Below are 14334 nucleotides of genomic sequence, written 5' to 3'. Positions count from 1 at the left end.
TAGAATACGAATTTACGGTATAGGAGAGTTAAACGTGCAGAAGAAATGGAGAATCGGAATCATGCTGCTGACGATCATGTCTTTGCTAAGCGGCTGCTTCGGGGGGACATCAGAGCTGGAGCCATTAAAAGAGGGCAAAGGGAAGATCAAGGTCGTCTATCAGGATGAAGATGCGTTCTACCGCGATTACGGAAACTTCTTTAAAATGAAATACCCTGATATTGATATAGAAGTCATAAGCCAAACCGAACTTTTTGCCAAATTTGGACAGGGTGAATCTTTTGACTTTGATGAAGAAAGAAGAAAATTACTAGATAAGTATAAGCCGGATGTATTGTTGCTGGATGAGGGCATGTTCGAAGTCCTTGCGCAAGAAGGAAAGCTGTACAATATTGAAGCGGCCATTCTTCAAGATAAATATGATATTGAAGGTTTCATGTCTGGACTTATCGACAGGATTAGAGCGAAGGGCAATGGGAAGTTGTATGGGCTGGCTCCCTATTTCGAAACAACTGTATTGTATTTCAACCGTGAAATATTCAAGGAGCATCATATTGAACTACCAAGAAACAAGATGAGCTGGAAGGAATTAATAGATTTGGCCGGTAGATTCTCCAATATTGGATCGGGCGACGATCAAGTGTATGGATTTTATCAAGATTACGGCGGTCCCGAACAATTGATGTATGAGATTGTTGCTTCCTCCGGGTTGAGGCTGTTCGACGCGAAGGCAGAAAAGCTGCTCATTAACTCGGACGGCTGGAAGGAGGCAATTAAGCTGGCAACAGATGCTGCGCGCAACAAGTCTGTATACATTCCGCCTCAAGATGAGAATGGCAATCGGCTGAGTCAGGGGTATGAGCTCTTTTTCAAGGGACAAGCTGCGATGATGTTCCATCGACCTTGGTTTACGAGAGAGTTGAAGGACCGTCCACTCTATGAAGAGACAGCAATGAAGATCGACTGGGACATCGTTACAACTCCAGTTGATCCCTCAACTCCCGATGAATCCGCGAATGTGCGCTTGTCGGAAATTTATGCGGTAGCTGCTGATTCCCAGAATAAGCGAGCGGCATGGGAATTTGTCAAGTTCGTGAATGGCACGGACATGGCCCAGGCCACTTCGAAAACGAACGACGGAAGATTGCCTACACGCATTGACTATTTTAAGGAGCTTGAAGGGAGGAGCACAGAAGCATTCTATCTTCTGAAGCCGAAGGCAGTATCTGCTTATGAAGGATTATGGGGCAACAAAAATGTTCCTGAAGATTTCATTGGCTTATTCCGGCCTCTATTGTCAGAAGCGCTGCAAGCAATCATTGATAATCAAAAAACGTTAGATGAAGCGATTGCCGAGCTGGAAGAGAAGGGACAAGAAGCGCTGCTAAAAGCACATGAAGCGAAGAAGGCGAGCTAGAAAAGAAAATAAGTTAAATGAAGTACATGAACATATGTACAAAGTAATCCGTCAACGTGCTGAACGCTTTGACGGATTTTTCTTTACTACATTCAGATCTTGAATTCTTAAACTATGTAATGGAGTGAACGTTCATTTCGCATGAAAGGTGAATTTAGTGACGACTAATAAGAGAGAAGACATTTTACTGGCAGCATTACACCCAAGATTCTAATCTACTAACTTGACACACTGGTGATTCAAGGATATTATGGATACAATAAGTCTTTAAATGAGGTGCGACCATGAGATTTACAAAAGCGACGAATTATGCTCTACACACCATGCTCATGCTAGTTGATGCTTCCCCAGTTAAGCCGGTAGGCGTTCAGCAGCTGGCGGAATCCCAGGGCGTTTCTCCAACCTATCTATCCAAAATTTTAACTAGGCTCGTGAAAGCAGGAATGATTGAATCGATTTCCGGAGCCAACGGAGGCTATCGGTTATCACGGAAGAGAGACGACATTACGTTTTTGGATATTATTCACGCCATAGAGGGCACCGCCTCCTTGTTTGATTGTAATTTTGTCCACGGCGACGAATGCTTGATTCAAGCGGTTATGAAGGAAGCGGAAGAGAAAATGGAGAGTCATCTCAAAAACACGAAATTGGCGGACCTGGCCCAAAGAGAAACGAAAGTTTAAGTTGGATCACTATATGTTTAAGAGGTCGTTCAAAAAGTCCACTTTTGATCAAGTTTTGCAACGCAAAACTCTCTTCGGAAGCATACTCTTCGAGTTCTTGCAACCTTCTCGGTGCTAAAAACTGACCTTTTTGAACACGGACTTTAAAGGAAAAGGTACGGTTCGCTGCGTATAGAAATTTTTTTAAATTATTATAGATATAAAGAGTCTTTAATATCTGATTAAGAGGAGATGAGCATCATGATTTACGATTGTGCCATTATTGGAGGAGGTCCCTCCGGGTTGAATGCATCCCTTGTGCTCGGCAGGGCGATGCGTAGCGTGGCTTTATTCGACAACAATCGTCCAAGAAATGCCGTTACACATGCGTCACACGGCTTTATTACGAGAGACGGCATAACGCTGGCCGAGTTCCGCCGTATCGCTTACGATGAGTTGCGGCGTTATCCATCTGTCGATCAACTGCTAAGGGAGGTTGTTTCGGTTGGCAGAATCGAATTAGGATTTGAAGTGCTTGATTCGTCCGGCCTGCGCGTTCAAGCGAGAAAACTGATCTTGGCGACCGGCGCAAAGGAGATATTTCCCGAGATCAAAGGCTTTGATCCGCTATATGGGAAAAGTTTGTTTAATTGTGTTTATTGCGATGGCTGGGAGCTGCGCGATCAACCGCTTGTCGTTGTTTCCGAGTATCCGACCGTTTTTCAAACGGCCAAATTGCTCCTCAATTGGAGCAAGGATTTGTTCGTATGCACGAACGGCCAGGCACCCTTGTCGAGCGAGCAAAAAAAACGGCTTCAATCAAAGGGAATCGTGGTGATAGAGCAACCTATAGCGGCTTTCATCGGACAAAATGGGGGGCTTGAGCATGTTCGCTTTGCGGATGGGACGCAAATCCCGAGGACTGCCGGCTTCGTGACTCCCAAATTAGTACAAAGCGCACCTTTCGGAGAACGTTTGGGCTGTGAAAGGACGGAGTCAGGCGGAATCAAGACGGATGAATGGGGACGAACTACGGTTCCTGGTTTATATGCCGCCGGGGATGCTTCGTGCTTCACGCCTTCCCAATTGGTATTTGCCGCGGCCGACGGCAGCCGAATTGCTATGGGCGTAAATAAAGATTTGGCGGAGGAAGATTTCGAACTTAGTCCAGATATGATAACGAATTGAATTGGAGGGATTCCGAATGGAATTGAGAATGATTCACTATGAAGTAAATCCTGCTGCTTACGAGGCATTGATGGGCCTCGAGTCGTTTGCTATGAAATGCGGGTTGGATGCATCCATTATCGAGCTAATCAAATTAAGGGTATCTCAAATGAATGGCAGTTCCGTTGGCATTAATGTGAATGGTAGAACCCTCCATGACAAAGGAGACAATTTCGAACGCATTTTACTCCTGGATGTATGGCGTGACGTACCTAACTATAGCAGCAAAGAAAAAGCAGCACTTGAACTGGCTGAACATATTACGCGAGTTTCCGAGTTAGGGGTGCCTGATCATGTATATGAACAAGTCCGTGCTCATTTTAATGAACAACAGTACATTGATCTTGTGATGGTCATTAATGTAATCAACTGTTGGAACCGGCTCGAAATTGCTACTGGGATGACACCTGGATGTTCAATGGAAAGATAAATTTACGTGCGATAAACCAATGGAGAGGAAGATAAGAATGACTATTTACAAGGTTACAGATGCCTCTTTTAAAAACGAACTGCAAAGCGAAGGATTAACTATCGTCAATTTCTGGGCACCTTGGTGCGGACCTTGCAGGATGTTTGCTCCCATTCTTGAAGCGTATGACGCAGAAGGGAACAACGACGCCAAGATTCTCAAAGTCAATGTAGACGAAAATACAGAGACCGCCGCTTCCTTTAGAATCATGAGCATTCCGGCCACGATTCTGTTTAAGAGTGGCGAAGCTGTCGATAAAAAAGTCGGATTAATGTCCTTAGAGGGATTGAAGCAGTTTATATCGAGAAATCAATAAAACATTTCATTTTCTGACAAACACACATAACTACCACATTACCCTTCGAGCAAGCGATTGGGGTGACCAGGGAAGAGCACTTCCGGGAACTGTCCTGCAGGAGCTCTCTACAAGTTTCATCGGTCTTGCAGGACAGTTGGTCACGCCAATCCCATCTGCAGGACTTCATGCTTGTACTTCGACAATGCTTGAATACCGATCGTCGCAGGAATTCACTTAACCCCTTAACAGAAGTTTTATTTAAGGAGCGTATATAGGCATATTGCAGTAATAAGTTTATCACAGGAGGCCAGAAAGTATGGAAAATACGTGGCATGAGCGATTTAATTCGGAGGAATATATGTATGGGGAAGAACCTAACGCATTTATTCAACAACAAGCCTTTCGATTAGAAAACTATCAAAAAGTTATCGTATTTGCTGAGGGAGAAGGTAGGAATGCTGTTTTTTTAGCAAAAAGAGAACATGAAGTGACAGCAATTGACTATGCGGAGAGTGGTCTGCAAAAAACGAAAAAACTAGCTCAGAAGTATGGCGTTGACGTGCATACAAAAAAAGTAGACCTATTGGTAGATAGGGTGCCACATGAGGAATACGATGCTGCAATAATGGTATTTGGACATTTTCATAGAGATGCCCAGAACATGATTCTTAATAAAATGAAAAATGCAATAAAGCCTGAAGGGATTATTATGCTTGAGGTGTACTCCAAGGATCAATTACATTATGGTACAGGTGGACCCCCAGATCTTGATATGCTTTACGAACCAAAAGAAATTCTTGCTTGGTGCGAAGGTCATGAGGTGATCCATTTCTTCTATGGAGAACAGGAGCGAGTGGAAGGAAAGGCGCACACCGGTTTAGCTCATGTCATTCAACTTGTATTAAGACATCGGTCTGCTACATTCAGATCTTGAATCTTTAATTTCTCTGGTATAATATGTTATAAAATGAACGTTCATTCCGCATGAAAGGTGAGTCTAGTGACGACGAAGCTGAGAAAGATTCGGGAGTGGATCGGGATTGCGGAAGCTCACACCATGTTTGAATCGTATATGATTTTTCAGAATCTTGGCTCATACTTCGATATCGTCAGTTGAGTAGGAGATCCCGATAAGATTCCTCTTGTCAACGAATACGAAAAAGCGTCGCGATCTTCAACTCCGCCACTCCGCTGCGTGTCGATATCGTTGGGACTTTGGATGGTCACTGCCAAATATATATGACCTACCTCAAGGCGTATTTCCTCGACGAGTCTATAGGGCAGATGCTTGCGGATCTGCAAGATACTTTCATCAGTATTCGTCAAACTCCTGATTGTGTACGAAGGAGCAGTATGCGAAAGCATCAGCTCCTTTTCTTTTTAAGCTAAAGGGCAGCAATGCTTGTCACATCGGCATTTCATTGATATTCTGTGTTTGCTTCCGTTTAATTCTTTTTGTTGTCAGGTGTCCGCAAAAGGAGGTAATAAATGATGGAGATTTATTGGATACTCGCATTGGAAATAAACTCATTTCGAGCCGGATAGTGTTGGTTCGAGACTGATATGTCACCAATAAGAGATGATCGCCTCAACGCAAAAGGCCGTAAACGCACTACGGGCAAAGTGGAGATAAAAGTTTATAAGTCGGTTACATAAAAGGGTACATATATGGTGAAAAAGGTATAATAAATAAGCGATAGTAAACCCTAAGAGGGGCACCTTAGATACAGAAAGATAAAAGAAAAAAGGAGATACGATGACAGAGAAAAAAGAAATAATAGAAATAGGATGGAACTTCGACAACAGTTATGCTTGTCTTCCGGAATTATTTTTTACAAAGCTCGACCCAACCCCTGTACGCTCACCGAAGTTGATGATCCTTAATGATTCGTTAGCACCATCCCTGGGATTGAACGTTGAAGCACTGCAAAGCACTGATGGCGTAGCGGTATTTGCCGGCAATCAGGTTCCTGAAGGCGCCTTACCTCTTGCCCAAGCTTATGCAGGGCATCAATTCGGGCATTTTACCATGTTAGGGGACGGCCGTGCTCTGCTGCTTGGCGAACAGATCACTCCCTTAGGCGAGCGGGTTGATATTCAGCTTAAGGGTTCAGGCAGAACGCCGTACTCTCGGCGGGGCGATGGTCGAGCGGCACTTGGACCGATGCTGCGCGAATACATCATTAGCGAAGCAATGCATTCTCTTGGTATTGCTACTACCCGAAGCCTAGCGGTGGTGACAACAGGTGAGTCAGTAATCCGCGAAACCGAGCAGCCTGGTGCAATACTGACCCGTGTAGCTGCCAGTCATTTGCGCGTCGGCACCTTTCAATACGTATCCAATTGGGGTAACGTCCAGGATCTTCGAACACTAGCTGATTACACATTGCAAAGGCATTTTCCAAAGGTTGACGCTGATGAGAACCGTTTTCTTGTCCTACTTAAGGAAGTAATTAAGCTTCAAGCTGTGCTGATCTCCAAATGGCAGCTCGTTGGCTTCATTCACGGGGTGATGAACACCGACAACATGGCTCTTAGTGGAGAAACCATCGATTATGGTCCTTGCGCCTTCATGGATACGTATGACCCAGAAACAGTATTCAGTTCCATTGATATGGATGGCCGCTATGCCTATGGCAATCAGCCGAACATTGCCGCGTGGAATCTCGCGAGATTTGCTGAAGCCCTCTTGCCGCTGCTGCATGACAACGAGTTGCAGGCTGTCCAACTGGCCGAGGACGCAATATCAGAATTTTTCGAGTTGTATCACCGTAATTGGCTGGAGGGCATGAGGGGCAAGCTAGGAATCTTTAACGAGGAAGAGCAGGATGAATCCCTTATGGACGGTTTACTTAGTATGATGCAGAAGTATCGTGCGGATTACACGAATACTTTCCGTGCATTAACTTTCGAAAAGTCGGAGAACACAGCTCTATTTGGCAGCACGGAATATGCTGAGTGGCATGAACTGTGGCAGGCGAGACTAACCAGGCAGCAGGAATCAAAGGCCTCCTCGCAGCAATTGATGCGAAGTAGCAATCCCGCGCTAATCCCGCGCAACCATCGGGTAGAAGAGGCGCTAGAAGCCGCGGTGAAGCAAGGAGACTACAGCGTGATGGAGCGGCTTCTCGATGTTCTTTCGAGCCCATATGCACACAGCATCGAACAAGTTGAATATTCTACGCTGCCTGCGTTATCACCCCGTTCTTACCGAACCTTTTGCGGTACATAAAATAGAAGGGGATGTTAAGACAACTTTCAGAAGATCTTGACTTCATTTTTTTGGGCTTATTTAGATAACGACAAAAGGGCGTAGAATGGCGCGTGTTCATTCTGCGCCTTTTTTTATTTCACGCAAATCCATTTTTTCTCAATAAGGAGGGGGATATCGAATGAGAAACTATATCGAGATAGCAAGCGAACATGTATGTTTTGAAGAAAGAAGCTTATCAAGGCTGGAGCATTAACAAAGGACAACGGTGTACATTACACAGTGGAAGGAAAGGCTTTGATTTTTGCCTGAAGACTCTAATGCCAAGAGAAAAGAGTGGGCCAAGTAATCTTTGGACATATTCTTTTATCTAAAATTAAAATCATTAATGATAACCAAATTGCAGAATCACTTGCTCTTGCTCTCTTCATGGGGAATATCAGCACCTTTTGAAGTACCAGATGAAGCATTTATGGCATTAGAGCCGTGATGATCTTATCTTTGTCTTGACATCGAAAACGGGAGAACGTCATTATACACGTACCATCTTGTTATGTGCTGGTCGAGGAATGACGCAAATTCAGAAGTTAGATATTGAAGGTGCGAATCGTTATGAGTTGACGAATCTTCATTACACGGTTACGGATTTGTCGAGGTTTAAAGATAAACGTGTACTGATTTCAGGCGGAGGAGATTCCGCCATTGATTGGGCCAATGAAATGGTAAAATGGGCAAGACAAGTCATCGTTGTCCATAGACGACATGAATTTACTGCACATGAACTGCCTGTAGCTCAAATGAAAGCATCCGCGAAGGTGATGACTCCGTATAGTATTAATTGCTTATACGGTGTCGATAATCACATTGACAGTGTTGCTCTAAAACATTCGGAGACTGGTGTAATCGAGCAAATTGAAGTCGATGAAGTATTGGTGAATCACGGATTTGATCGTGACTTTGGCGATTTATTGAAATGGGGATTAGACAAGGAAGACTATGGTGTGTCTGTTGATCCGCGAATGCGAACGAGTATCCCTGGAATCTTCGGAGCGGGCGATTTTATTACATATGGCAGCAAAGTTCGCTTAATTGCAGGCGCCTTTAATGACGCTGTGCTAGCCGTGAATAGTGCGAAGCTTTATCTTGATCCAATAGCTCCAGACATGGCAGGTGTTTCTTCTCATAATGCTCGTTTTTTCGAGAAGAATAAAGCGATTATGCAAGAATAACAAAACGAAAGCATAGCAATCGACGAATTCTCCTTCGTTCGGTTGCCGTGCTTTTTGTTTGATGTATGATTTACCTACACCGGATCAGGACATATCGCTGCGTATGATACAAGCAGAATCAGTCCGATACTTAATCAGCGGTACGACTGCTCTCTTCCGACACCGAAATATGCTTAAAGGCGGAGTGGATTACTGTCAATAGATTGGACACATAAAATCGGGAGAATTACGCAGCAATACGGTACATACGTTCGAACTGATTGGGTGTGAAATACCCAATAGAGGAATGGATTCGTTTTCCATTGTAGAAGCATGCAATATACTCAAAAATTCGTTCTTTAGCTTCTTTGCGCGTCTTGAACTTCTCTAAATATACAAGTTCTTTCTTCAACACGCTGTGGAACGATACCATCTTCTACAGATGCTTAGATAATAAACCACTATAAAGGATCCTCTATTGGGTCCTCTATTTTTACTCATTAACAATATCGCGTAAATAACCACATAAAAAAGTGCAGCTACAAATGTAAGTATTGCGGCTACAATCATCAAAGAAACCTTACCCGATGTTTGAATCCCCAAAGAATACCCATGATGATTGCTGACTTAAGAAGTGTGTGCTTCTTTTGAAGTTCAGGTCAAAAAGAACGCTCTCCATCCCAATTCTTCACCTAAAGGTCCGCTAATAAGATTTCGTATAAATAAAATGACGAGCGTTGCAGGTGATAAAATGATTAACTTCAAGGCTTTTGAAGCATATCACTCTTTAAGGCCATTTTAAAGCCTTAATTATGATGAGACTACGGTCAAGGAAGCATGGAATGAAGCTGGAGAGTAGGGGGGAATCCGTTTTTGACAAAGCCGGAAAAATCATTGAGCAATCGGGGATCTTAAACCCAAGAATAGATTTGCCAGATTGGGTTCCTGATCTTCCCGGGACTAACTTACCGAGAATAGATGTTTCACGGGTCCGTCTGTTGATCTGCCAGAAATCAGATGGTAACTGGCGTTTATTTCAAGGAGACAAGTGAGGAGTATCGGAATAACGAGGCAAGAACGTAGTATTTTAGTGATAAGTAGGATAAAATCATACTTAGAAAATTTTATCAATTGTTACTATCGCACTCATAAACCACAAAACGAGTTATCATTTAATCCCGGCCGTCGCTAGAACTTATTCAAAGCAAATTTGCAACCTATCGGAAAAATGTATGGTTCAGACCGAGCTGGGACGCTTTGCAACAAATGATGAGAGGCAACGGATTGCCATTGGTTCATTGCCATCAAGCCTGCCTATCGGGGGCAGGGGCTGGACATGTCTATGTTCAGCAGAGCGGTTCATCTATTCCGTACTGCGCCTATTTGTCACTTCCGGGAATGCGCCGGAGAAGCTATACTCGAATCTTGGATTTTTATCCGGCGATGAACTGACAGATATGATATGCAGCATGCCCCGATTGAACGATTCGAGAGGATGAAGACCATGTTATCGTTTCAGAAATCATCGGCGGAGCTAGTGGATGCCGAAGAAGCAATTATCAATTCCAATCCTTTATTTAATTTGATATCCAGAAATAAGGAGATGATTTCAACGAAAGAAGTGCTTGATGATATTCAGCAGGCCCATCGCATCGGTGCTCAGCGGATGCTATTGAAAGAGAATCAGGATTATATTGGCATCCTGGAGTACTTGCCTGTCAATCCGGCCGATCAATGTTCATGGCTGGGGCTGCTGCTGATTAGTGGAGAGCTCCAGTCGAAGGGATACGGTTCGCAGGCAGTGGTGTTATTTGAAGAATATATAAGGAGCCAGGGAGTTAGCAAGTACAGAATCGGAGTCATTACGAAAAATACACGAGCCCATCTGTTCTGGATGCGGCAAGAATTCAAAAGGATCAATTCGAAAACAAACGGCAACAACAAAGAGATATTAATCTATGAAAAAAACCTATCGTGAAGGCGAAAGGCAAGGCAGCTTCCTCCCGGATTAACAAAATAAAGGGATGAGAACATTGGAGCTTATGCGGCTAAGCGTACTTCAGGGATTTGCGATCGGTTATAACAAATTTTATGACTGCAGCAGCATGGATGCAATCATCGGTTTCTATGGTTGAAGAATAAGGAAGATTTCTCGCATGCAATCAGCGAACTTCTTGTGGGTGAAATGTACGAATTTATGGGAACTTAGGAATGTAAGTCTAAATCGTCCCGCAAAATTACTGGGTGTTCTGGGGCAATGATCAATCGCTGGTAATTGATCTCGACAAAGGAAGTAAAATTAACGCTCACCAAAGCTATTTCGATGGCAAACAGCACGGTCAAATCACTATTTAATGTAAATTTAGCAGGAAATAAAGTAAGCGCTAAAGAGAATGAGTATACATTCAAGCGAGACAAACAACCTACAATCGTTGGGAAAATCAACATGAAAGGACAGTTCTATTCCTTTTCCATCATTCCTCAAGCTGGATCTCCACTCCAATAATGAAGAAGCGGCCATACTGTCATAGGATGGCTGCTTCTTTGTTATGTTTAACCTAGTTAGAGCTATGGAAATCCTGCAGGCGAGCGCTCGCTAATAGAACGACAGCTCGATACTCAAAAATGCTCCTTCTGTTCTGATTGTCCCCGTTGGCGAGAAAGATAAATTTCATAGGCCTGCTCGAAAAGCTCAAGCAGCGCAGGTTCTAGTGGATACAGTCCGATTTGAGCAGATTGTTCCGGGCATTTCCGGATTGCCCACAGTTTATCAAGAAATTCATCTTCGCCTGAAAATGATTCGTCGGTTTTTTCCAGTATACGTCTAGTAATCCGCTGTACCTGGGGAGCATTCGGTCCGGCATCCATATTCTGCTTGAGCTGTGCAATCAGCGCGATCCATTCCAATGAATCTGGATCATCGTTGCTAACATTCGGCAAACGTGATAAAAGCTTCTGCTCGTGCTCCTTGAACAGGAGCTCTCGGTATTTCTTCTTCGTCTCCTGACTGTGACCTGACAACTGAATCAACTTGTGAACTGCAGCACCCCTCGCTTTGCCTTCGAAGGCCATGCCGTGTATCAATTCGCGAAGATACTTCTCCATAAGCTTAAGTTTCTCTTGTTCCTCCAATACATAAGCTAACTGGTTGTTTAAACTGGCGGACCAATTCCGATCCTGGATGGCTAACATCTCATCTATTTCTTGTAAGCTAAAGCCCATCTGTTTCAAAAATTGAATATGCTTCATTCTCATTAAATCATCATTAGAATAAATTCGATGCCCGCCGGGCGTCTTGGCTGAAGGTTTCAGCAACCCGATCTAATCAGGTTATTGAAAACGAGAAGCTCAAATTTTTATCATAAAAAGGCTTGGAAATGACGCAACGTCATCTTGTAGAATGTCTAATATATACTGGAATCTTCTTTAGTCATTTCCAAGCAATCTTTGCAGCAACCATTGCGAAATAGATGGAGCCTCACCGGAATCCACGAGCCGTTTTTCATAGAAGTGATATCCAGGTGAAGGATTAATCTCCAGACAAGAGAATAATTGAGCAGCTTCGTCATAAATAAAATCGATACCTGCGAATTCCAAGCCCTCTCTACGTGCAGCTTGAATACACCAAGCAGCCACATCTTGGGGAAGTTCATACCTGGTCATCTTTATTTGTTCTCCATATCGATAATCAACGGCATCTCCGTCGATTTTGGCCGCATGCACCGTATCGCCACATACATGCGCTCGAATACAGGAGCCTTGAAGCATAGGCTGCAGTTGGATTGGACAATGCAGTGCACCCGCTCCATGAAGCAATCTTGCATCCGTTAAAGCAACCACTTCAGATCGAATGGAACTAATCGATTTTACAATCGTCTCATTCGATGAAGCTATCTTGGCAGGAACATTACTCAAGAAGGTAGGAATTGGCTTTACCGTCTGATGAATTGAACGCGAAATTGCCGTCATTTGCAGCGGCTTGGAGTAGTTGAGCGAATGCCTAGACGGACGGTTAATTATAATACCCGGGTAAAAAGCCAACACATCCTGCATAATTTCAAGAACCCTATTTAGCTTTGCACATCTTGTCGACGCGCCACGAAAGTAAATGCCAGGGAAGTGCCCCTGGCGTGATATGTCCTGATCACTCCAAGTAAAGTTGCTCACCAACGAAGAGTCTTCAATGGACACAAGCGAAATCGAACAATTGTTCCGTTCGACGAATTTTTTAAAGTAAAGTGCTGTCCGATCTTCTTCCGAAGCAATGATCAAAATAGCGGGCGAACCTTGTTCTATTTGGATGTCACGGCCATGTCCCTCGTCATGCATCAGCGATGGACGCAGATTAACTTGTGTACCCTGTACGTGCGGTCGCAGTACCGGGAGAATAAAGCATTTTCGTTGCATATTCCATCATTCCTTACCTCAAATCTCTTCCATATATTAAAGGTTAAAGCGGCGATCCGTCCAAAGCTGCAGAGATAAGCTTCAAAAATTCCGAAGTTCTGTCGCCAGGGATATGGCCTGCTTCAATATAGGGACGAATGCTGCCGAACGTGTACTGATTCGCGTATTCGTCATAAAAGAACAGAATTTCGGCCAATCGGATATGAAAATGTTCCATTAGCGCGTGGCAAAGCTGATTCACGTCTTCCAGCGCGCGTGAGCAGTTCATGCTGCCGCCAAGTGGCTGAATCCATTTATTGTTGTCAATCGCCGTAATCACGAAGGGTTTTCCGCGCGGACGCTCATACCATAAATAATGCTCATCAGTTGCTATCGATGTCGGAAATCCAATTTTCCAGTTCATCACATTGAAAGGGTTGTTGGAAACAATAATGTTGGAGCCGAATCGAAAATCGTTAGGCACGTGCTTATACGTACTGAAGCAAGCCCCCGGAACTCGAATCTGCCAAGCATGCCGCTGAACCCAAGCCCACTGGTATGGCAAACTTTGGCAATACCCCGACAATGCCGACCCCCAGGCTGGATTCAATACGTTGCGAAATTCATTTAAGGCAAACAACAAGTACGAATTGAACTCTGATTGGGCAAATTCTCGATCCGATTCTGCAAATTCATGAAACAGGGAAGGATCGAAGCACCCGAGTTGGTTAAGTACACCCGTAGTGCGTTCCGGCGTAATATGTATCCCTCTGTACCACCAATTCACTTTCACTTGTGATTGGTTGGAAGCAATCTCATCATCCACGACGAGTTCATTTATGATGTCATGTCCATCAAGCCATATGACCTCTCCTTTATTCGACGTTGAGAGAAATTCATATACGACATTCAGAAGTTCATTGGACTTGTCGCCAATTAGTAGCTTCATGCGTACCTCCTCATCAAGTCTGTTAAATGGTTGATTCGTAACATGGAGCTGTCATATTCAGGCTGCATGCTGGAAACGATCATATGCTTAAAACCGGCTGCATGAGCAGCCTTTATTTTTGGAGCAGTTCCGTCAACCGGGAATACATCACCGTTAAGATTGATGTTCCCCGTTAAGGCTGTCGCCGATGCAGGGAAAGGTAATTCAACTCCTAGCACCTCCAGTAGGGAATAAGCTAAAGCCAATCTACACGAGATCCCAGAGCCGTTAATCCGATGGAGCGGGAAATGAAGATGGCAGTCAAACGGCTTGAACGGAAACTCAAGGCTATGGAGGACGAGCTGGACTGCAGACAAACACAGCATAAAGCTTTGCAGCAATTCCTGATCCCATGGCCCTGTTGCTGTCACCTTGTAGGTTCCACCTTGACGCATACAAATTTCAAACGGTATCATATACCCGTTAATCCCGTCTTGACCAACTAACCAGCCCTGGGAATACTTCATG

General features: G+C 44.0%; 15 protein-coding genes and 1 pseudogene. 11 read left to right on the top strand and 5 right to left on the bottom strand.

Annotated features, from left to right (window positions below; genetic code table 11):
• The first annotated feature begins 34 nt into the window (after nucleotides 1–34).
• From A372_RS0117625 to A372_RS34195, 8 genes are all read left to right on the top strand, one after another.
• Nucleotides 35–1417, top strand: a complete 1383-nt coding sequence (locus tag A372_RS0117625; protein ID WP_019422203.1) for an ABC transporter substrate-binding protein — start codon at nucleotides 35–37, stop codon at nucleotides 1415–1417.
• A 284-nt stretch (nucleotides 1418–1701) separates the two neighbouring features.
• Nucleotides 1702–2100, top strand: a complete 399-nt coding sequence (locus A372_RS0117620) for an Rrf2 family transcriptional regulator (protein ID WP_019422202.1) — start codon at nucleotides 1702–1704, stop codon at nucleotides 2098–2100.
• Nucleotides 2101–2340: 240 nt separating this feature from the next.
• A complete protein-coding gene (locus A372_RS0117615; RefSeq protein WP_019422201.1) occupies nucleotides 2341–3267 on the top strand; it encodes an NAD(P)/FAD-dependent oxidoreductase in 927 nt (308 codons plus the stop codon).
• Nucleotides 3268–3283: 16 nt separating this feature from the next.
• The gene (locus tag A372_RS0117610; RefSeq protein ID WP_019422200.1) at nucleotides 3284–3736 is read left to right on the top strand and encodes a carboxymuconolactone decarboxylase family protein; all 453 of its coding nucleotides are present in this window, start codon (nucleotides 3284–3286) and stop codon (nucleotides 3734–3736) included.
• A gap of 37 nt (nucleotides 3737–3773) precedes the next feature.
• Nucleotides 3774–4091: a thioredoxin gene (trxA, locus tag A372_RS0117605; protein WP_019422199.1), complete on the top strand. Its 318-nt coding sequence runs from the start codon at nucleotides 3774–3776 to the stop codon at nucleotides 4089–4091.
• A 298-nt stretch (nucleotides 4092–4389) separates the two neighbouring features.
• Nucleotides 4390–5007 (top strand): class I SAM-dependent methyltransferase, encoded by a 618-nt coding sequence (locus tag A372_RS0117600; protein ID WP_019422198.1) that lies wholly within the window; start codon nucleotides 4390–4392, stop codon nucleotides 5005–5007.
• Nucleotides 5008–5829: 822 nt separating this feature from the next.
• The gene (locus A372_RS0117590; protein ID WP_019422196.1) at nucleotides 5830–7305 is read left to right on the top strand and encodes a protein adenylyltransferase SelO; all 1476 of its coding nucleotides are present in this window, start codon (nucleotides 5830–5832) and stop codon (nucleotides 7303–7305) included.
• Nucleotides 7306–7781: 476 nt separating this feature from the next.
• Nucleotides 7782–8513: an NAD(P)/FAD-dependent oxidoreductase gene (locus A372_RS34195; protein WP_157259604.1), complete on the top strand. Its 732-nt coding sequence runs from the start codon at nucleotides 7782–7784 to the stop codon at nucleotides 8511–8513.
• Nucleotides 8514–8739: 226 nt separating this feature from the next.
• Here A372_RS34195 and A372_RS36480 read toward each other — a convergent pair.
• Nucleotides 8740–8919 (bottom strand): annotated as a pseudogene (locus A372_RS36480) (IS3 family transposase); the annotation flags it as partial.
• 415 nt (nucleotides 8920–9334) lie between these two features.
• Between A372_RS36480 and A372_RS0117580 the strand changes: the two are divergent.
• From A372_RS0117580 to A372_RS0117575, 3 genes are all read left to right on the top strand, one after another.
• Entirely contained in the window at nucleotides 9335–9544 is a 210-nt protein-coding gene (locus A372_RS0117580; protein ID WP_019422194.1) for a hypothetical protein, read from the top strand.
• 180 nt (nucleotides 9545–9724) lie between these two features.
• Nucleotides 9725–9991 (top strand): hypothetical protein, encoded by a 267-nt coding sequence (locus A372_RS37455; RefSeq protein WP_157259599.1) that lies wholly within the window; start codon nucleotides 9725–9727, stop codon nucleotides 9989–9991.
• A 5-nt stretch (nucleotides 9992–9996) separates the two neighbouring features.
• A complete protein-coding gene (locus A372_RS0117575) occupies nucleotides 9997–10470 on the top strand; it encodes a GNAT family N-acetyltransferase (protein WP_019422193.1) in 474 nt (157 codons plus the stop codon).
• Between the two features lie 641 nt (nucleotides 10471–11111).
• Here A372_RS0117575 and A372_RS0117565 read toward each other — a convergent pair.
• From A372_RS0117565 to A372_RS0117550, 4 genes are all read right to left on the bottom strand, one after another.
• On the bottom strand, nucleotides 11112–11807 hold the full coding sequence (locus A372_RS0117565; RefSeq protein ID WP_237728555.1) for a MerR family transcriptional regulator: 696 nt from the start codon (nucleotides 11805–11807) through the stop codon (nucleotides 11112–11114).
• Nucleotides 11808–11918: 111 nt separating this feature from the next.
• Nucleotides 11919–12899 carry a hypothetical protein gene (locus A372_RS35515; protein ID WP_019422189.1) on the bottom strand — a complete coding sequence of 327 codons (981 nt, stop codon included), beginning with the start codon at nucleotides 12897–12899 and terminating at the stop codon, nucleotides 11919–11921.
• 43 nt (nucleotides 12900–12942) lie between these two features.
• On the bottom strand, nucleotides 12943–13827 hold the full coding sequence (locus tag A372_RS0117555; protein WP_019422188.1) for a hypothetical protein: 885 nt from the start codon (nucleotides 13825–13827) through the stop codon (nucleotides 12943–12945).
• A complete protein-coding gene (locus tag A372_RS0117550; RefSeq protein ID WP_019422187.1) occupies nucleotides 13824–14333 on the bottom strand; it encodes a S16 family serine protease in 510 nt (169 codons plus the stop codon). The genes A372_RS0117555 and A372_RS0117550 overlap by 4 nt, the downstream gene beginning before the upstream one ends.
• Between the last annotated feature and the right edge of the window lies 1 nt (nucleotide 14334).

Origin of the sequence: Paenibacillus sp. OSY-SE, from assembly GCF_000283315.1 — a bacterium.
In the GTDB taxonomy this organism is placed as follows: domain Bacteria; phylum Bacillota; class Bacilli; order Paenibacillales; family Paenibacillaceae; genus Paenibacillus_B; species Paenibacillus_B profundus.
The sequence above is the reverse complement of the archived record's forward strand: the minus strand, read 5'-3'. Positions and strand labels throughout refer to the sequence as shown.